Source organism: Roseovarius halotolerans, from assembly GCF_900172255.1.
Lineage (GTDB): Bacteria > Pseudomonadota > Alphaproteobacteria > Rhodobacterales > Rhodobacteraceae > Roseovarius > Roseovarius halotolerans.
On record NZ_FWFU01000004.1, the window covers coordinates 241,307 to 260,440 of the forward strand.

17 protein-coding genes and 1 other RNA gene are annotated in these 19,134 nt (G+C 65.4%); 7 read left to right on the forward strand and 11 right to left on the reverse strand.

Going from position 1 to position 19,134, the window contains the following annotated elements; all coding sequences use genetic code 11:
- Positions 1-27 precede the first annotated feature (27 nt).
- The 5 genes from ROH8110_RS15955 to ROH8110_RS15975 all read right to left on the reverse strand — a co-directional run bounded on the left by ROH8110_RS15955 (position 28) and on the right by ROH8110_RS15975 (position 7,189).
- Entirely contained in the window at positions 28-1,617 is a 1,590-nt protein-coding gene (locus ROH8110_RS15955) for an ABC transporter ATP-binding protein (protein ID WP_085818747.1), read from the reverse strand.
- Entirely contained in the window at positions 1,614-2,723 is a 1,110-nt protein-coding gene (locus ROH8110_RS15960; protein WP_085818748.1) for an ABC transporter permease, read from the reverse strand. Before ROH8110_RS15960 ends, ROH8110_RS15955 begins: the two co-directional genes overlap by 4 nt.
- A gap of 116 nt (positions 2,724-2,839) precedes the next feature.
- On the reverse strand, positions 2,840-3,934 hold the full coding sequence (locus ROH8110_RS15965) for a microcin C ABC transporter permease YejB (RefSeq protein WP_085818749.1): 1,095 nt from the start codon (positions 3,932-3,934) through the stop codon (positions 2,840-2,842).
- A 47-nt stretch (positions 3,935-3,981) separates the two neighbouring features.
- Positions 3,982-5,928, reverse strand: a complete 1,947-nt coding sequence (locus tag ROH8110_RS15970; protein WP_176236626.1) for an extracellular solute-binding protein — start codon at positions 5,926-5,928, stop codon at positions 3,982-3,984.
- Positions 5,929-6,109: 181 nt separating this feature from the next.
- The gene (locus tag ROH8110_RS15975) at positions 6,110-7,189 is read right to left on the reverse strand and encodes a c-type cytochrome (RefSeq protein ID WP_085818750.1); all 1,080 of its coding nucleotides are present in this window, start codon (positions 7,187-7,189) and stop codon (positions 6,110-6,112) included.
- 122 nt (positions 7,190-7,311) lie between these two features.
- Between ROH8110_RS15975 and ROH8110_RS15980 the strand changes: the two genes are divergently transcribed.
- A complete protein-coding gene (locus tag ROH8110_RS15980) occupies positions 7,312-8,145 on the forward strand; it encodes a prephenate dehydratase (RefSeq protein ID WP_085818751.1) in 834 nt (277 codons plus the stop codon).
- A gap of 6 nt (positions 8,146-8,151) precedes the next feature.
- Here the strand turns inward: ROH8110_RS15980 and ROH8110_RS15985 are convergent, their stop codons facing one another.
- Entirely contained in the window at positions 8,152-8,619 is a 468-nt protein-coding gene (locus ROH8110_RS15985; protein WP_085818752.1) for an SRPBCC family protein, read from the reverse strand.
- Between the two features lie 71 nt (positions 8,620-8,690).
- Entirely contained in the window at positions 8,691-9,674 is a 984-nt protein-coding gene (nudC, locus tag ROH8110_RS15990) for an NAD(+) diphosphatase (protein WP_085818753.1), read from the reverse strand.
- Positions 9,675-9,890: 216 nt separating this feature from the next.
- On the opposite strand from nudC, the gene ROH8110_RS15995 reads away from it, so the two are divergent.
- Together ROH8110_RS15995 and ffs are read left to right on the forward strand one after the other, a co-directional pair.
- The gene (locus ROH8110_RS15995) at positions 9,891-11,831 is read left to right on the forward strand and encodes a bifunctional 2',3'-cyclic-nucleotide 2'-phosphodiesterase/3'-nucleotidase (protein ID WP_170156525.1); all 1,941 of its coding nucleotides are present in this window, start codon (positions 9,891-9,893) and stop codon (positions 11,829-11,831) included.
- Between the two features lie 38 nt (positions 11,832-11,869).
- An RNA gene (ffs, locus tag ROH8110_RS16000) (signal recognition particle sRNA small type) lies at positions 11,870-11,968 on the forward strand.
- A 191-nt stretch (positions 11,969-12,159) separates the two neighbouring features.
- Here the strand turns inward: ffs and ROH8110_RS18570 are convergent.
- Entirely contained in the window at positions 12,160-12,663 is a 504-nt protein-coding gene (locus ROH8110_RS18570; RefSeq protein WP_121143719.1) for a protein-tyrosine phosphatase family protein, read from the reverse strand.
- 242 nt (positions 12,664-12,905) lie between these two features.
- Here ROH8110_RS18570 and ROH8110_RS16010 point away from each other — a divergent pair, with 242 nt between their 5' ends.
- The 3 genes from ROH8110_RS16010 (at position 12,906) to recR (ending at position 15,856) form a co-directional block, all read left to right on the forward strand.
- Positions 12,906-14,714 carry a DNA polymerase III subunit gamma/tau gene (locus tag ROH8110_RS16010; protein WP_085818756.1) on the forward strand — a complete coding sequence of 603 codons (1,809 nt, stop codon included), beginning with the start codon at positions 12,906-12,908 and terminating at the stop codon, positions 14,712-14,714.
- Between the two features lie 121 nt (positions 14,715-14,835).
- Entirely contained in the window at positions 14,836-15,180 is a 345-nt protein-coding gene (locus ROH8110_RS16015; protein ID WP_085819056.1) for a YbaB/EbfC family nucleoid-associated protein, read from the forward strand.
- Between the two features lie 82 nt (positions 15,181-15,262).
- Complete coding sequence (gene recR, locus ROH8110_RS16020) at positions 15,263-15,856, forward strand: recombination mediator RecR (RefSeq protein WP_085818757.1); 594 nt, start codon at positions 15,263-15,265, stop codon at positions 15,854-15,856.
- 77 nt (positions 15,857-15,933) lie between these two features.
- Here the strand turns inward: recR and ROH8110_RS16025 are convergent, their stop codons facing one another.
- Positions 15,934-16,704 carry a DUF1013 domain-containing protein gene (locus tag ROH8110_RS16025; protein WP_085818758.1) on the reverse strand — a complete coding sequence of 257 codons (771 nt, stop codon included), beginning with the start codon at positions 16,702-16,704 and terminating at the stop codon, positions 15,934-15,936.
- Positions 16,705-16,837: 133 nt separating this feature from the next.
- On the opposite strand from ROH8110_RS16025, the gene ROH8110_RS16030 reads away from it, so the two are divergent.
- Entirely contained in the window at positions 16,838-17,467 is a 630-nt protein-coding gene (locus ROH8110_RS16030) for a ribonuclease T2 family protein (RefSeq protein WP_085818759.1), read from the forward strand.
- 9 nt (positions 17,468-17,476) lie between these two features.
- Here the strand turns inward: ROH8110_RS16030 and ROH8110_RS16035 are convergent, their stop codons facing one another.
- Positions 17,477-18,028 carry a hypothetical protein gene (locus ROH8110_RS16035; RefSeq protein WP_147430620.1) on the reverse strand — a complete coding sequence of 184 codons (552 nt, stop codon included), beginning with the start codon at positions 18,026-18,028 and terminating at the stop codon, positions 17,477-17,479.
- On the reverse strand, positions 18,025-19,122 hold the full coding sequence (locus ROH8110_RS16040) for an exo-alpha-sialidase (RefSeq protein ID WP_170156524.1): 1,098 nt from the start codon (positions 19,120-19,122) through the stop codon (positions 18,025-18,027). Before ROH8110_RS16040 ends, ROH8110_RS16035 begins: the two co-directional genes overlap by 4 nt.
- Positions 19,123-19,134: the final 12 nt, after the last annotated feature.

Genomic DNA, 19,134 nt, shown 5'->3' on the forward strand with positions numbered 1-19,134 from the left:
TAAGGCTCTTCGCCCGGCGCGCGCCGCTCAGGCGCCCACGTCCAGCGCCGCCTGCAACAGGGTCCTTGCATATTCGGTCTGCGGCGCCTCGAACAGATCGCGCGCGCTGCCGTATTCGACGATATCGCCCTGCTTCATCACCGCGACCCGATGGCTCATGGCGCGCACCACCGCCAGGTCATGGCTGATGAACAGATAGGCCAGCCCGTATTTCACCTGAAGACGCCGCAGCAGATCCACGATCTGCACCTGCACCGTCATGTCGAGCGCCGATGTCGGTTCGTCCAGCACCACCATCTTCGGGCGCAGGATCATGGCCCGCGCAATGGCGATCCGCTGGCGCTGCCCGCCCGAGAACTCATGCGGGTAACGATCCATCATCACCGGATCCAGATCGACCTCGTCCATCACCTCGGCCACAAGGTCGCGCGGCTTGCGCCCCTCCGGGTTGCCATGCACGCCCAGACCCTCGGCGATGATCTGTTCACAGGTCATGCGCGGCGAAAGGCTGCCATAGGGGTCCTGAAACACGATCTGCATGTCGCGCCGCCGCTTGCGCAAGCGCCGCGTCGACCAGCCGTTCACATCCTCGCCGTCAAAGGTGATTCCCCCTTGGGACTGGATCAGCCGCATGATCGCCAGCGCCAGCGTGGTCTTGCCGGACCCGCTTTCGCCCACGATCCCCAGGGTCTCTCCCGCGCGCACTTCGATGCTCGCCGCGTTCACCGCCTTCACATGGCCCACGGTCTTGCGCAGGAACCCCTTTTCAATCGGGAACCACACCCGCAGATCATTGGTGCTGACCACGGGTTTCGCACCCTCCGGCACCGGATCGGGCACCCCCGAGGGACGCGCCGCCAACAGCTTGCGGGTATAGTCATGGCGCGGATTGTCGAAAATCTCGCGGGTCGGGCCGCTTTCCACGATGCGCCCGTCCTTCATCACGCAGACCCGGTCGGCGATACGGCTCACCACGTTGAGGTCGTGGGTGATGAACAACAGGCCCATCCCCTCCTCGCGCTTGAGTTCCGCAAGCAGCTCCAGGATCTGCGCCTGGATGGTGACATCCAGCGCCGTCGTCGGCTCATCCGCGATCAGGATGCCAGGCTTGTTGGCCAGCGCCATCGCGATCATCACCCGCTGGCGCTGCCCGCCGCTCAATTGGTGGGGATAGGCGGTCAGCCGGCTGGCCGCGTCGCGGATGCCGACCCGCTCCAGCAGCGCGACGATCCGCTCGCGCGCCGCCTCGCCGCTCAGCCCCTGGTGCAGTGCCAGGCTCTCGGTGATCTGTTTCTCCAGCGTATGCAGCGGGTTGAGGCTCGTCATCGGCTCCTGAAAGATAAAGCTGATATCGTTGCCCCGGACCTGTCGCAGGCGCTTGGCGGGCGCGCCGATCAGCTCCTGGCCGTCAAAGGTGACACTGCCCTCCACCTCGGCCGACCCGCCCAGCAGCGACACGGTGCTCAGCGCCGTCACCGATTTGCCCGAGCCGCTCTCACCGACCAGGGCCACGGTCTCGCCCTGCTCCACAGTGAACGAGACGCCATGCACCGCCTGCAGGATCTGCCCGTCCTGGCGAAAACCCACCTTCAGATCCCTGACCGTCAGCTTGCTCATTGAAAGGTCTTTCTGGGATCGAACGCGTCGCGCACGCCTTCAAAGATGAAGACCAGCAGCGACAGCATGATGGCAAAGGCGAAGAATGCGGTGAAGGCCAGCCAGGGCGCCTGCAGGTTCTGCTTGGCCTGCAATGTCAGCTCGCCAAGGCTCGGCGCGCTCGACGGCAGCCCGAAGCCCAGGAAATCCAGCCCCGCCAGCAGTGAAATCGTGCCGGTGATGACAAAGGGCAGCATGGTCAGCGTCGCCACCATCGCATTGGGCAGCATGTGGCGGAACATGATCGTGAGGTTCCCCACCCCCAGCGCCTTCGCCGCGCGCACATATTCCAGGTTACGCGCGCGCAGGAACTCGGCCCGCACCACCCCCACCAGCGCCATCCAGCCGAACAGCACGGTGATCACCACCAAGAGCCAGAAACTGCGCGGCAGGATGGCGAACAGGATGATGATCACGTAGATCTGTGGCGTCGAGGCCCAGATCTCGATGATCCGCTGAAAGATCAGGTCCAGCCGCCCGCCGAAATAGCCCTGCAGCGCGCCCGCGAAAATCCCGATCACCGAAGACAGCGCGGTGACGATCAGCGTGAACATCACCGACAGGCGAAAACCATAGATCACCCGCGCCAGCACGTCGCGCTTGGTATCGTCGGTGCCCAGCCAGTTCTGCGCATTGGGCGGCAGGGGGGCCGCGCCGGGACGATCGACCGTGGTGTCGTAACTATAGGGGATCGGCGGCCAGATCATCCATCCCGCCTCGATCGCCTCGCCCTCCACGATCCCGTCCTCGGCATCCTCGATCACCGCCTCGGGATCGTCGAAACAGATATCCAGGCCCCCCGACGCGATCAGGCATTGCACCTCGATATCGCGATAGATCGCCTCGGTCTCGAAATCGCCGCCAAAGGCGGTCTCGGGATAGAACTTGAACACCGGCACATGATAGGCGCCGCGATACTGCACCAGGATCGGCTTATCGTTGGCCACGACCTCGGCGAACAGCGTGATCACGAAGATCACCGAGAAAATCAGCAAGGACCAGAACGCCCGCCGGTTGCGCTTGAAATTGCGCCAGCGGCGCTGGTTGAGCGGCGACAATGTCAGCATCCCCGCCCCCGGCCTTCATCTTGCCGCAAGTACTCCGGGGGAGTCGCCGCCTGCGGCGACGGGGGCAGCGCCCCCTTGCCTGCCCGGCGGGCCATGCGCGCGCATCCTTGCATCGCTCAGCCCTCCCGCTTCTCGAAATCGATGCGCGGATCGACCAGCACATACATGAGATCGCTCAGGATATTCACCACGAGGCCGATCAGCCCGAACAGGAACAGCGTGCCGAACATCACCGGGTAATCGCGCCCCACCGCCGCCTCGAAACCAAGCCGCCCCAGCCCGTCGAGCGAAAAGATCGTCTCGATCAGGACCGAGCCGCCAAAGAACACGCCGATGAACACCGTCGGAAAACCCGCGATCACGATCAGCATCGCGTTGCGGAACACATGCCCGTAAAGCACCCGCTTCTCGCTCAGCCCCTTGGCGCGGGCGGTCATCACATATTGCTTCTTGATCTCGTCCAGAAAGCTGTTCTTGGTCAGCAGCGTCAGCGTCGCAAAGGCCGAAATCGTCGATGCCGCGACCGGCAGCGCGATATGCCAGAAGTAATCCGCGATCTTGCCCGCCACGCTCAGCTGCTCCCAATTGTCGGATGTCAGCCCGCGTAGGGGGAAAATCTGCCAATAGCTCCCCCCGGCGAACAGCACCAGCAGCATGATCGCGAACAGGAAGGCCGGAATCGCATAGGCCACGATGATGATCCCGCTGGTCCAGGTGTCGAACGGCCCGCCATCCAGCACCGCCTTGCGGATGCCCAGCGGGATCGAGATCACGTAGGCGATCAGCGTCGACCACAGGCCCAGGCTGATACTCACCGGCATCTTCTCCAGCACCAGGTCAGTCACCTCGACCTTGCGGAAATAGCTCTCTCCGAAATCGAAGCGTATGTAGTTCCACATCATGTTGAGGAACCGCTCCAGCGGCGGCTTGTCCAGCCCGAACTGGCGCTCGAGATCCTTGATCAGCTCCGGCGGAAGGCCCCGCGCGCCGATATAGTCGGAATTACCGCCGCCCTGGGCGGTCATGTCGGTGCCCGCATCGCTGCCCGCGCCCGAAAAGCTCTCGAACACGTCGCCCTGGCCCTGCATGTTGGCGATCACCTGCTCGACCGGCCCGCCCGGCACGAACTGCACCAGCACGAAGTTGATCACCATGATCCCCAGCAATGTGGGCACGATCAAGAGCAGCCTGCGCAGGATATAGGCGCCCATTCAGACGCCCCTTTCCGTGCTTTGCGTGGTCACCGCCCCGGCCCTCGTCACAGCGCGCCCGCCTCCTTGAGCGCCTTGGCCTTGTCCTCGTTGTACCACCAGAAATCCAGCACCCCCAGCGCATAGGGCGGCAGCGTGTCGGGATGCTCGTACATGTCCCAATAGGCCACCCAGTTGCTGTCATTGTACCAGACCGGCACCATGAAGAACTCGTGGCGCAGCGCCCGGTCCAGCGCGGTCAGCGCGGTGCGCTCCTCTTCGCGGGTCTCCGCGTCAAGCGCGGCATCGATGATCGCATCCACCATCGGGCTGGCCAGCCCGGCGGGGTTGAACAGGCTGAACGCCGCCTCCTGGCTGCCGAAACGCTGCATCAGCCCCGTGCCCGCCCCAAGGAAACTGGTGTAGCTGTCAAAGACCAGATCGTAATCGCGGTCCCGGCTGCGCAGCGTGTATTGCGACGGGTCCACCTTTTCCTGGCGCGCGTCGATCCCCATCAGCTTGAGGTTGCTCACGAAACTCTCGACCACCGCGCTCAGCGTCGCAGACCCCGATGACGGGATCGGGAAATCGAGGCTCAGCAGGTCGCCTTGCGCATTGCGCCGCATGCCGTCGTCGCCCACGCTCCAGCCCGCCTCATCCAGAAGCTTCATCGCGCGCCGCAGGTTGCGCCGGTCATTGAGCCGGCTGCCGTCGGATTCATGCGCGCGCCGCGCCGGTTCGCTCAGCATCGCCTCGGGCACCACATCCCCCAGCGATTTCAGCAGCTCCAGCTCCGCGCCCTCGGGCACGCCCTCGGCCTGCAACGGCGTATCCTGCACAAAGGAATGCCGCTGCTTGAACAGCCCGTATTGCAGCGATTCGTTGGTCCATTCAAAATTGAAGGCCAGCGCCACCGCCTCGCGCACGCGCTTGTCCTTCAGCGGCTCGCGCGCCAGGTTGAAGACGATGCCATTGGGTGTGGGCGGCGTGCCGTCGGGCAGCTCCTCCAGCCTGACCCAGCCCTTGTCCACCGCCGGAAACTGGTAACCCGTCGCCCAGGTCTTGGAATTGGTCTCGGCGCGGAACGTGTATTCCCCCGCCTTGAACGCCTCGAAGGCGGCGCTGTCATCGGCGAAATACTCGATCCGGATGCGGTCGAAATTATGCCGCCCCCGGTTGATCGGCAGGTCCTTGCCCCAGTAATCGGGATTGCGCTCATAGACGACGCGCCGGTTCACGTCATAGCTCGCCACCTGGTAGGGGCCGGACCCCGGTGCCGCCTCCAGGCGCGGCTCGTCAAGGCGCGCCTCGTTTTCGTCATACCAGGCCTTCGGGAAAACCGGCGTGCTGCCCACCTGGTCGATCAGCGAGCGGCGCGAAATGCCCTCTGCGAAGGTGAACTTGACCCGGTGATCGTCCAGCGCCTCGGCCCCGGTGATCCGGCGGCTGACCGCCTGCGCATAGGATGGCAGCCCCTGCTCCAGGAACAGGTTGTGCGAAAACACCACGTCATGCGCCGTCACCGGCGTGCCATCGGCAAACCGCGCCTCGGGGCGCATGTTGAAAATGACCCAGGTCTTGCCCTCGTCATATTCCAGGCTCTCCGCCAGCAGGCCATACATCTCGCCGTAGACATCCGCCGGGGCGGGGCCGCCGCTCGCGGGCATCTCGCCCAGCAGGCTTTCATAGACCATCCACGACAGACGACCGGCGCGGCCCTTGCGCGAATAGGGGTTCATCGAATCGAACGTCCCCGGCGCGTAAAGCGAGATTTCCCCGCCCTTGGGCGCATCGGGATTGACGTAGTCGAAATGCTCGTAATCCGCCGGATAGGTCAGATCGCCGTAATAGGAATAGCCATGCGACCGGATCACCTGATCCTTGTCCTGATCCTGCGCCAATGCGCTCTGGGCGCATAGCGCGGCGATCATCAGTCCCATCAGGGCCAGCATCGCCTTGCGCGGGGTGCTCAGGGGCATCGCGCGGGCCTTGGCCCGGCTGCGCTGTCCGGTCATGCCGATCTCCTTGTCAGCCATCATGAGGCGCGGCGCATGCGCCGCATTGCGCAGGCTAATGGACGCGCCCGCCCATGTTCAAGCGCCGATGCGGTGCGGGGCGGCTTTTCACCCCTCACAAATGCGTAAGGCCGCCCACCGGAACCCGGCAGGCGGCCTTTTCATGCGATTGTCTGCGCGCTTACTCGGATGCGGCCTGAATATAGGCGATGAGCGCGGCGCGATCCTCTTCCTTTTTCAACCCGCCATAGGCCATCTTGTTGCCCGGCAGGTATTCCTTCGGATTTTCCAGCCACGCGTTAAGCTCGTCCACCGTCCAGGTGCCGCCCAGCTCTTGCATCGGCTTGGAATAGCGGAAGCCATCGACGCTGCCGATCTCGCGACCAACGACGCCGTAAAGATGCGGACCGACGCCGTTCTTGCCCTCTTCCAGCTTGTGGCAGGCCCGGCAGAAGCGCCATACGCCTTCGCCATCCTCGGGATTGGCGGCAGCGACCATCGCGGCAAAATCCGATCCGTCGCCACCGGCAGCGGCGGCCTCAGTCTCGGTTGCGGCTTCGGCTTCAGCGGGGGCCGCTTCGGCCTCCGGAGCGGCTTCGGCGTTGGCCTCGGGGGCCGCTTCTGCTTCGGCGGGTGCTTCCTCGGTTGCGGCAGCTTCGGCTGTGGCTTCGCCCTCGGCAGGTGCCTCGGCAGCGGCTTCCTCCGTGGAGGCGCCCTCTGCGGCGGCCACCTCGGTCATGTCGCCATCGCTCATGTCCAGATAGGCGATCACGTTCACCCGGTCCTCGGACTTGCCCAGACCGGCAAAGCTCATCGTCGTGCCCGGCGCGAAACCCTGCGGGTTCTCAAGGAAGTGATAGAGGTTCTCGGGCGTCCAGACCTCGACGACCTGTTCAAGCGCCCCCGAATATCCGTAACCCTCGGCGGTATCCACCGTGCGCCCGACGACACCATAAAGATACGGGCCGGTGCTGTTCACACCTTCCTCGAGCTTGTGGCAGGCCTTGCACTTGTTGAACACGCGTTCGCCCTTGCCGGGATCGGCCGAAGCGTAACGTTCGGCAAAGCTGGGGCCTTCCTCGGCCTCAGCCGCGTCACCCTCGTCGCCGCCTGTCTCGATCACATAGCCGGCCTGGTGGTCCTCGCCGTGGCCGCCACCGGTGTGATAGATCAGCTCGGACGCCCAACCGCCCAGCAGAAAGATCAGAAGCGTGCCGCACAGGGCGCCAACGACCTTCGTGAATGTCATCGTATCGAACATGAGCCCGTTTCCCGTTAGTATCTGTCGCGCGGTATCTATCCGCTTCCCCTTGTCCGGCGCAAGGTGTAGTTTGCGCGACCAAACGCCCCGACCTTCGGGTATTCTGACAGGAAAAGCCATCCATGACCAAACGCATTGCCTTCCAGGGCGAGCCCGGAGCCTATTCGCACCAGGCCTGCCACGAAACCTATCCTCACCTGGAAGCAATGCCCTGCCGCACGTTCGAGGATGCCATCGACGCGGTGCGCGAAGGCCGTGCAGAACTGGCCATGCTCCCGGTCGAGAATTCCACCTTCGGGCGAGTCGCGGACATCCACCACCTCCTGCCCGAATCCGGGCTGCACATCATCGCCGAGGCCTTCGTGCGGGTGCATATCAACCTTCTGGCGCTGCCCGGCACCCGCCTTGAATCGGTGAAACGCGCCATGAGCCACACCATGCTGCTGGGCCAGTGCCGCAACTTTCTCAGCCAGCACGACATCCGCCGCGTGACCGGCGCAGACACCGCCGGTTCGGCCCGCCACGTCGCCGAACTCGAGGAACCCGACCTCGCCGCCCTCGCCAGCGAACTCGCCGGCGAGATCTACGGCCTCGACGTGCTGGCCCGCAACATCGAGGACGAGGGCAACAACACCACCCGATTCCTGGTGATGGCGCGCGAACCCGACATGACCCGGCGCGGCGATGACGGCATGATGACCTCTTTCGTCTTCGAGGTGCGCAACATCCCGGCGGCGCTCTACAAGGCGATGGGTGGCTTCGCCACCAATGGGGTGAACATGACCAAGCTCGAAAGCTACATGGTCGACGGCTCCTTCACCGCGACCCGCTTCTATGCCGATATCGAGGGCCATCCTGACGATCCGGGCGTGCGCCGCGCGCTCGACGAGCTGGATTACTTCACCTCCGAGGTGAACCTGCTGGGCGTCTACCCCGCCGATCCCCGGCGCCACTGACGCCGCTCAGGCGGTCCGCTTGAACCGCTCTTCCATGTCGGTGGCATATTCCGTCACGCGCTTGCGCATCCGCCGGGTCAGGTTCTTTCGCGCCAGCTTCATCGACTGCACCATCAACCGCCCCGACAGGGTTTTCGGCTCCATCGACATGGCGATATTGATGCGGGTGCGGTTGCGCGACAGCGCCACCAGGTCGATCACCATTTCCCCGCCGATCGACGGCGCGCGCGAGGCGATGACCAGCCCGTTGGGCGGATCGAGCCGCGTCACCTCGATCTGGACCTTTCGCAGCTTGCCGCGCAGCTTGAAGCTTACGTCCCAGGCCAGATCGGGCGCCAACGCGGTCGGGCTGTTGACGCTCACCACCTCGGCGCCGCGCCGCAGCGCCTGACGCTCGAATCCCGGGAAATCGGTGACCTGCTCGTAAACGAACGCGATCGGTGCCTCGATATCCTCTTGGGCGCTCATCTTCATTCCGGTGACCCTTCTTTCCGGCGCTGGTTACACCCGGCGCGAACTGGTGAGATACGGCGCATATAGTTCCCTCAAACCAGCGTATCCGCAAGCCAGTTGCGCAGCAGGAAATGCGCGATCGCACCCTTGCGGGCGGGGGAAAGGAACGGATGCTCGCCTGCAAAGGCCTGCATGATGTCTTCGCGACTCAACCATAGGGCGTCGTCGATCTCGACCGGGTCGATGATGATCTCGTCGCTCAGCGCCTCGCCCCGGCACCCGATCATCAACGACGCCGGAAACGCCCAGGGCTGGCTGGCAAGATATCCGACCTCTCCGACCCTGACGCCGGTCTCCTCGAGAACCTCGCGCCGCACCGCCGCCTCGATGGTCTCGCCCGGCTCCACGAACCCCGCCAGCAACGAATACATGCCCTCGGGCCAGCCATGCGAGCGCCCCATCAGCACCCGGTTGCCGCGGGTGATCAGCATGATCACCACCGGATCGGTGCGGGGAAAATGCTGCCCGCCGCAGGCGCCGCAGATCCGCGTCCAGCCCGATTGCTCCATGCGGCTTTCCGCGCCGCAACGCGCACAGAAACGATGCGTCCCATGCCAGCCCAGAATGGCCTTGCCGGTCGCCGCCAGCTCGGCATCCCGCACATCGAGCCACGTCATCACCCGCCGCAATTCAGCGAAAACACAGTCCTCGGGCAGGTCGGGATGGCGCTGCTCGCTGAGGTCCACAAACTGCCCCAGCGCAGCATCGTCCAGCCCCTCTGGCACCCAGCCCGAAATGTCGTGGATGAACACCAGCCGCCCCGCGTCGCGCCCCAACAGGACCGGCGGCGCGACCGACTGCATCAGAACCGGATGATCCATCGCCAACCGCACAAGACGGGCCGCGCCCGGCGCGCCCTGCTCCAGCCCGTTGACCAGCGGCTTGCCGCGCCAGCTCACCAGCGTTTCGGCCTTGCCCGCCGCGATCCAGTCGTCCAGCGTCGCCGCATCGCCGCGCAGCTCCGCCGCCCGATCCAGGCCCGATCCCCCGAACGTCACCGTCTCGGCATGTCTCATCGCGCATCTCCCTCGCCCAATCAGGTGCCACGTTCCGCGCATGGCGGCAAGCCTCGGATGCAGGCGCCCGGATAGCGAATTCTCGTTAAAGTTGTTTGCAACACTTCCAAAGCAGTGCATACTCCGGGCGTTGACCAGTTGTTTGTCGCTGCGGCACCCTGCCGCGGTCCTGTCCGAGTTTCACCATGCCCCAGTTCCCAAAACAACGAACTCCAAGTGACCCGACCGTTCAATCACCGGACGGGGCCTGACGCCCCGTCCTCTGCCACCCTGCATCTGCGGCTGCTGGAAACGACCGATCTTCACGGGCACGTCATGCCGTTCGATTACCACTCCGGACAGGACGGCAGGCCGCTCGGCCTGGCGCGCCTTGCCACGCTCATCCGCGAGGCCCGCGCCGAGGCCGACAATTGCCTGCTCTTCGACAATGGCGATTTTCTTCAGGGCACCCCGCTCAGCGACATGACCGGCCAGTCAGATGACTGGGACGGCCCGAACCCCGTGATCGCGGCGATGAACGCGCTGGATTATGACGCCGTCGGACTGGGCAACCATGAATTCAACTTCGGACTGCCCGCCCTTGCCCGCGCGCTGGCATCAGCGCGCTTTCCGGCCACATGCGCCAATGTCGCTGCGCTTGACGGCGTATCGCTCCCCTTCGCGCCCACGCTGATGCTGCAACGCCGCCTCACCGACACCGCCGGGCAGGCGCATGATCTGCGGATCGGCGTGATCGGGCTGGTGCCACCGCAGATCGCTATCTGGGACCGCCACCACCTGCAGGGGCGCCTAAACTGCGCAGGCATCACGCAGACCGCCCGCCGCCTCGTGCCGGGCCTGCGCGCCGCCGGGGCCGACCTGGTAATCGCCCTGGCCCATACCGGCATTGACGACGGCCCCGACCATCCCGGCCTTGAAAACGCCGCCCTGCCGCTCTCACGGGTGCCCGGCATCGACGCGGTGCTGGCCGGTCACAGCCACCGCCTGTTTCCCGGCCCCGATCACGAGGGCATCCCCGGTGTCAGCGCCGAACATGGCAGCCTGAACGGCGTGCCCGCGATCATGGCGGGTTTTGCAGGTTCGCATCTCGGGGTGCTCGACCTCATGCTGACGCATGGCCGCGACGGCTGGCGCATCCGCTCCCATCACGCTGCGCTGCGCCCCCTGCACCCCGGCAGCGGCGCACCGCCCGCCGCCGCCGATCCCGCCGTGGTCCATTCCGTGGCGGGCGCGCATCGCACGACCGTGCAGCTCGTCGATCGCCCGCTTGGCACCACCTCGTCAGCATTGCACACCTACCTTGCCCTTGTGCGCGACGATCCCGCCCTCCGTCTCGTCAACGCCGCCCAGACCGGCGCGCTCGCCCGCGCCGTGGCGGGCACGCCCGACAGCGCCCTGCAGATCCTTTCGGCCACCGCACCTTTCCGCACGGGCGGGCGCGCCGGGCCGCATCACTTCACGGATATTCCCGCCGGCCCTGTGCGGCTTCGCAATGTGGCCGATCTTTATGCCTTTCCCAATACGTTGGTCGGCGCACGCATTACCGGCGCGGACCTCCTGGAATGGCTCGAACGCGCCGCAAGCTGTTTTCACCGCCTGCTGCCGGGGATCGCCGATCAACCGATTGTCGATCCGGTCTCCCCCGGCCACGCCTTTGACGTGATCTCAGGCGTCTCCTATCGCATCGACCTGTCTCAGCCCCCACGCTACGCCCCTGGCGGAGAGATCCTGAATCCCGACTCCCATCGCCTGCGGGAGCTTCGCCACCAGGGGCGCCCCGTCACCAGCGATGACCGCTTCCTCATTGCCACCAATGAATACCGCGCCGCGGGCGGCGGACCTTACCGGGCGCTGCCAGAGGCCGCGATCGTCCATCGCTCCAAGACCCCGGTGCGTGATCTGCTGGCGCGCCATATCCGCAAAGGCACCACGCCGCTGACCTTGCCCTTGTCGCTGTCCTGCGATCCGGGCTGGGCCTTCTGTCCGATGCCGCCGGGCACCAGCGCCCTCGCCCAGACCGGCCCCGGCCTGCGCAACCACCCAGCCGACATCGATGCGCTTGCGGCTACCGACCTTGGCGACACGCCCGATGGCTTTCTCAGCCTGCGCGTGCCGCTCGGCCCCGAAAGCCCCGCCACACGCGCGCCACGCGCCTGACCCCTTGCGAATCCGCTTCAGGACGCCTAGGTAGGCCTCGAGAGGTTGGCGCGGGCAGGCACCTCGCCAACCCGGTCAGGTCCGGAAGGAAGCAGCCGTAACGAGCCACGCTTGGGTCGTTGTCCAACCTCTCACCTTTCCTTTTTCCCCGTCGTTCTGTCATGCCGCCCCATCACGGCGCGATCCTTCTGTACGGATCAGGCGGGCATTTTGTACCGAATGCAACGCACGCCCTGTTCATCCGGTGGGTTTCAGTGCGCGATACCGATGCGATACCGACGTGATCCCGATGCGATACAGATCGCCGTTTTGGTTGTTTACCAATACCTTAGGGCTGATTCGGCCCCTCCGCGGCCCGAAGCGCCCACGCATGCTGCTCCGCCGTCTCGACCGCACATGGCCGGATCGCCCGCAACCGCGCCAGCGCTGCCTCCGGCGCCTCTCCCGCCTCGATCATCAACCGCAGCGCCGCCATCCCCGAGCGCCCACAGCCGCCCAAGCAATGCACCAGCACCCGCCCCCGCCCCTGCAAAGCCGCCAGCGCGGCATGGCTGGCCGCGTGCCAGGCCTCGGTGGCCTCGGGGCCGGGGATGTCCATATCCGTGACCGGCACATGCGCCCAGCGCGTGCCCATGTCCTGAACATCGCCTGCCAGATTGCCCGCCCCGTGTCCGGCCAGCTCCGGCTGCGTGACCATCGAGATCACCAGCGCCGGCTTCCAGTCGCGCAGATGCGCAAGGTCCTCGACGTAATGACCACCGCGCCCCGGCATCGGCGCAATCGCCAGAATCCCGTCCGAGACCTTGAGGGCGTGAATAATGAAACCCGTCATCTTTTCAATACTTTACAGGCGTGTGGCCGCATGAATGATTGCCGCCGCCCATGTCCTCCCCGCTTCCTTACTGCCGTTTCGCGCGTGGGTCGATATCGGCAGGTATCCCTGAAAGCAGCTTTGCCGCAGTGCGCTTCAAAAGCAAGTTGCGCGCATGATGCCGCGTCGCGTCCTTACTGGTGGACGCCCCCCGCCCCCGGCTTTAGGCTGACACGCGACCTTGCGAATCCCAAAGGCCATAAATGACCGACGCTCCCCTTGATGCAGCCGCCCCCGACGCGCCTGCCCGCCCCTATCAGGTTCTGGCCCGGAAATACCGGCCCGAGACCTTCGCCGATCTGGTGGGCCAGGACGCGATGGTGCGCACGCTCAAGAACGCGTTTCTCGCCGACCGGATCGCGCAGGCCTTCATCATGACCGGCATCCGTGGCACCGGCAAGACCACCACCGCCCGGATCATCGCCAAGGGCATGAACTGCATCGGCCCAGACGGCCAGGGCGGCCCCACCACCGAACCCTGCGGCCAATGCGAACACTGCCGCGCGATTATGGAAGGCCGCCATGTGGACGTTCTCGAGATGGACGCCGCTAGCCGCACAGGCGTCGGCGATATCCGGGAAATCATTGATTCCGTTCACTATCGTGCCGCCAGCGCCCGCTACAAGATCTACATCATCGACGAGGTGCACATGCTCTCGACCAGCGCATTTAACGCGCTGCTCAAGACGCTTGAGGAACCCCCCGAGCATGTTAAGTTCATCTTCGCCACCACCGAGATCCGCAAGGTACCGGTGACCGTGCTCAGCCGCTGCCAGCGCTTCGATCTGCGCCGCATCGAACCCGAGTCGATGATCGCCCTACTGCGCCGCATCGCCGATGCCGAAAGCGCCTCCATCAGCGACGACGCCCTCGCGCTCATTACCCGCGCCGCCGAAGGCTCGGCCCGCGATGCCACCTCGCTGCTCGATCAGGCGATTTCCCACGGCGCAGGCGAGACCGGCGCCGACCAGGTGCGCGCCATGCTGGGCCTTGCCGACCGCGGTCGCGTGCTCGACCTTTTCGACCTTATCATGAAGGGCGATCCTGCCGGCGCCCTGACCGAACTTTCCTCCCAATATGCCGGTGGCGCCGATCCGATGGCGGTGATGCGTGACCTTGCCGAAATCACCCACTGGGTCTCGGTGGTCAAGATCACCCCCGAAGCGGCCGAAGATCCCACCATCGGCCCCGACGAGCGCGCCCGTGGCCGCGCGATGGCCGAAGCGCTGCCGATGCGGGTGCTGACGCGCATGTGGCAGATGCTTCTGAAGGCGCTCGACGAGGTGGCCGAGGCCCCCAACGCCATGATGGCCGCTGAAATGGCGGTGATCCGCCTCACCCATGTGGCCGACCTGCCCAGCCCCGAAGAACTCGTGCGCAAGCTGCGCGACACGCCCCCGCCGCCCGCGACGCCGCCCTCCGGCCCAGGTGGCGCGCCCAGCGCAGGCAATGGCGCGGGCACCGCGCAAGGCGGCACCAGCGCCCAGGGAGCGCCCGCTCCCACCCATCGCGGCCCCTCCGGGCCGAGCGCCTCAAGCGGCAACCAGGCGCTCGCCCTCGCCCCCGAACAGGCGCTCGCCCATTACCCCAGCTTCACCCATGTGGTCGAACTGATCCGCGCCAACCGCGACGTGAAACTGCTGGTCGAGGTCGAGGCCCATCTGCGCCTCGCCTCCTATCGTCCGGGCCGGATCGAGTTCCAGCCCACCGCCGACGCGCCCGCCGACCTCGCGCAGCGCCTCGGCGCGGCGCTGCAGCGCTGGACCGGGACGCGGTGGGGCGTCAGTCTGGTCAACGAGGGCGGCGGCGACACCATCGCCGAAACCCGCGACGCCGCCGACACCGCCCTGCGTGACGAAGCCGCCGGCCATCCGCTGGTTCAGGCGGTGCTCGCGGCTTTCCCCAGGGCGAAGATCACCAGCATCCGCACCGAAGAGGAAATCGCCGCCGATGCCGGTGCCGACGCCCTGCCCGAGGTCGAAGACGAATGGGACCCTTTCGAGGAAGACTGAAAAACCGGCAGCAGCGCATAGCGCCTTGCCTGTCGCCGCGAACGACCCGATATGACCTGACGAGACACCACACACCGACATGCCGGGCCACAAGACAGCCCGCCGAGCCAAGGAGACAGCAATGTTCAAAGGATTGGGCCAGATGGGCGACATGGCCAAGATGATGAAGGCCGCCCAGGACATGCAGCAGAAGATGGCCGAGCTGCAGGAAGACATGCACAACATCATCGTCGAGGGCGAATCCGGCGCCGGTCTGGTCAAGGCCAGCTGCACCGCCAAGGGCGAGCTGAAGGGGCTTGATATCGACCCGTCGATCTTCAATTCCGACGACAAGGAAGTCGTCGAAGACCTGATCCTCGCCGCTATCAAGGACGCGCAGGCCAAGGCCAGCGCCCGTGCCCAGGACGAAATGAACAAGCTCACCGAAGGTCTCGGCCTGCCCAAGGATATGAAACTGCCCTTCTGACCCGGCCTTCATCTTGCCCTCAATACTCCGGGGGCGTGGGGGCTGGCCCCCACGCCTGCCGCCAGCCACAGGCGCCTGACGTATGAGTTCCAACCGCGACATCGACGCTCTGATCGACATGATGGCCCGGCTTCCCGGCCTCGGCCCGCGCTCGGCGCGCCGTGCGGTTCTGCACCTGATCGCCAAGCGCGAGATGCAGCTCATGCCGCTGGCGGACCTCATGCACAAGGTCGCCGCCACCGCCCGCGAATGCCTCAATTGCGGCAATCTGGGCACCACCGACATCTGTGATATCTGCCTGTCCGAGAAACGTGCCAACGGCCAGATCTGCGTGGTCGAGGACGTGGCCGATCTCTGGGCGATGGAACGCGGCCATGCCTTCAAGGGGCGCTACCATGTGCTCGGCGGCACGCTGAGCGCGCTCGATCAGATCGGCCCGGAGGACCTGCGCATTCCGCAACTGGTGAACCGAATCGATGCCGAATCCGTCACCGAGGTGATCCTTGCCCTCAATGCCACGGTCGACGGCCAGACCACGGCGCATTACATCGCTGATCAGCTCGAGGGACGGGTGACGCTGAGCTCGCTCGCGCAGGGCGTGCCGATCGGCGGCGAGCTCGATTATCTCGACGACGGCACGATCAGCGCCGCGCTCGCTGCGCGCAAACATCTCTGAAAGCCATCAAAAAACCCGACCACCCCTGGGGGCAGCCGGGTCATGATCCTGGCGTGGCGCGGAACGTGCGTCCGGCCTCAGCGGCGCCCGCCCGTATCGTCGTCATCCTCGTCGTCATCGTCATCCGACCCTGCGGGCAGATTGAAGAAGCTCTCGGCATCCAGCGGCTCTTCCTTCACGCGGCTGGTGTCGGAGCCGCTCAGGCTGAAGGTCTCGAGACCCTCGATCGCGGTCGGGATGCGTGGCTCGTTCTCGGCCTCGAGGCTCTGCTCGGTGCTCAGCAGCTTGCGGCGCTCGTCGTCGCTCATTGCCTCGCCTTCCTTGGCGCGCTTGGCGGCGGCTTTCTGCACGGCGGCATCCAGCTCGGACTGCTTGCAAAGGCCCAGGGCGACCGGGTCGATCGGCTGCATATTCGAGATGTTCCAATGGGTGCGCTCGCGGATCGTCTGGATGGTCGGCTTGGTGGTACCGACCAGCTTGGCGATCTGCGCATCGGCCAGTTCGGGGTGGAACTTCACCAGCCACAGGATCGCATTGGGCCGGTCCTGACGCTTGCTGAGCGGCGTGTAACGCGGGCCGCGACGCTTTTCCTCGCCCACGGCGGCGGGGTTGAACTTCAGCGACAGCCGGTGCGTCGGGTCCTTCTCGGCCGCGTCGATCTCGGACTGGGTCAGCTGATTATTGGCGATCGGGTCGAAGCCCTTCACCCCGGAGGCAACATCGCCATCCGCGATTCCCTGAATCTCCAGTTCATGCAAGCCGCAGAAATCGGCGATCTGCTTGAAACTGAGCGTCGTGTTGTCCACCAGCCAGACGGCGGTGGCCTTTGCCATAAGCGGTTTAGCCATATCTCACGGGCCTCCTTAACGCATATCTTCCCCGTCGCCTGAATCGGCGGCACCTGTCTGAGGTGCGGGTTACCGTTGTCGGGGAACTTGGGCGCTATATAGTGGCCCGCAAAACAAATTGGAAGTCCAAAGAATGCGCGTCCTGATGATCCTCTTCCTGCTCACCGGCATGGCCCGCGCAGATGGCGGACGTGCGGGAGAGTTCGACTACTACGTGCTCGCACTCAGCTGGTCGCCAACCTGGTGTGCACTCGAAGGCGATGCCCGCGGCTCGCCGCAATGCGATGCTGCACGCGATCACGGCTGGGTTCTGCATGGGCTCTGGCCACAATATCATCGCGGCTGGCCGTCGCATTGCCAGACCGCCGAGCGCCCGCCCTCGCGCACCATGACCTCCGCAATGGAGGATATCATGGGCACCCCGGGACTTGCCTGGTATCAGTGGAAGAAGCACGGCGCCTGCTCGGGCCTGTCGGCTCCCGCATATTACGCCCTCTCGCGCGAAGCCTACGCCTCGGTCACGCGCCCCGAAGTGTTTCGCAAGCTGAAAGACCCGGTGAAACTGCCCGCTTCGGTGGTGGAACAGGCGTTTCTCAAGGCCAATCCCGGCCTCGAGCCCGACATGCTGACCGTCACCTGCCGCGCAGGGCGTATCCAGGAGGTCCGCCTCTGCCTTTCAAGAACGCTCGATCCGGTGCCTTGCGGGCGCGACACGGTGCGTGATTGCACGCTTAAGGACGCGCTCCTGGCACCGATCCGATAACGAACGCCTTCAGATCACACGCACGACCAGGACGATCAGCGCGACCGGCACCAGAAGCACATGGGTCACATGATCGAACCAGTTGCTGCTGCCCCATCGCGATAGCCACAATGCCTGCCCCAGCACCGCCACCAGCGGCAGGAACCAGTTGCCCGTCAGGTATCCGTAGACGCAGACCGACAGCACCATCGCCGCCACCGGCAGGGGCGCATAGCCGACCCGGTAGACATCCACAGGCACCACCCCGATCGCGCTGACCAGGAAGGCGACATATAGCAGCAGGAACACCAGGATCTCGAACGTTGCGAAAGGCACCACCGGCGCGCCCAGTTCTGCCGCCATCTGCCGCAGCGCGATCGCCGGCAGCATCACCCCGAACGGGGCCAACAGCGCCACGAACCCCCGCAGTATCATCGTGTTGCGCGCGACCAGAACCAACAGGCCGCCAATGGCCCCGCCGATCCAGACCGACAGCGGCGGCGAAACCACCCATCCCAGAATGGCGAAAGCCACCCAGCCGAGGAGGGTCGCCATGCCAAGCCCTGCCAGAACACCGCTCATCGTGCTGCCACCCATGCTTCATTGAACATCACCACCCGCACGCCTTGCTTGCTGTGATGCGAATAGGCCAGCAGGATGCGCCCATCCGCCAGCCGCCGCAGCATCGGATAGCGCGCCTCACCCGCCTCGCTGTCGATGCGGTGGATCACCTGCCAGCTTTCTCCCTCGTCCGCCGATACCGCCAGCTCCAGGCGGTCGGCATCATTGCCGCTGCCATTGCGCGCCATCAGGATCCGCCCGCCGGACAGCGACAGCGCCGCAACCGGAGCATTCGGGTGTGGAATATCCGTCGCCTCGGCCCGCGTCCAATGCCGCCCGCCATCCTCTGTGCGACTCAGGTAAAGCCGTCCGCTATCATCGAAATCGCGCAAGAAGGCCAGCGCCCGCGTCTCGTCCAGCACCACGATCATCGGCTGGATCGGCTTGACGCCGGTGCCGGTCATACGGCGCTGATCGCGCACCCGCCCCTCCGCATCCAGTCGCACCAGCGCGCCATAAGTGGTGCCCATCTCGAAATAGGCGGGCAATGCGTGGCTGCCATCGGCATAGGCAACCATCGGCGAGCGCACGAGAAACGAGCGGTTGAGGAAGGGCGAAAGGTCCAGCTTGCGCACCCGCACCGGCTTGGCCCTGTCCATTAGCACCTCGGCAATCGACGCCATCGCCCATCCGCCCACCGACACGACCGTCGCATAAAGCGAGCTTTCGATGGCGTCGTTCTGAATGGTGTTGCCCAGCGTCACCACCAACTGTCCCGGCACAAATGCCCTTCCCAATGCCCCGCTGGTCAGGAACGTCTCCGGGTCGCCAGCGCGCCCGCCCTCCGGCCCTGTCTCCAGCACCGCACGGCGGATCTCGATATCGGGCTGCGCCTCGGAGGAACCCTCGAACCAGAGGGTCGACAGGGTCTCGCCATGCTTCACGATGGCCGGCGAATGCGCCACGCCCTTTTTCGGGCGATAGTCGAACAGCGTCTCGAACAGAGGCGCTTCGCCGGGGTCCGGCGCCGGCAGGCGCGGCACCGCGAAGACCCAGTTCAGCGTCTCGTCGCGCCACAAGGCATAGCCGCTCAGCACCACGCTGATGAGCGCCAACGCAAGAATGAA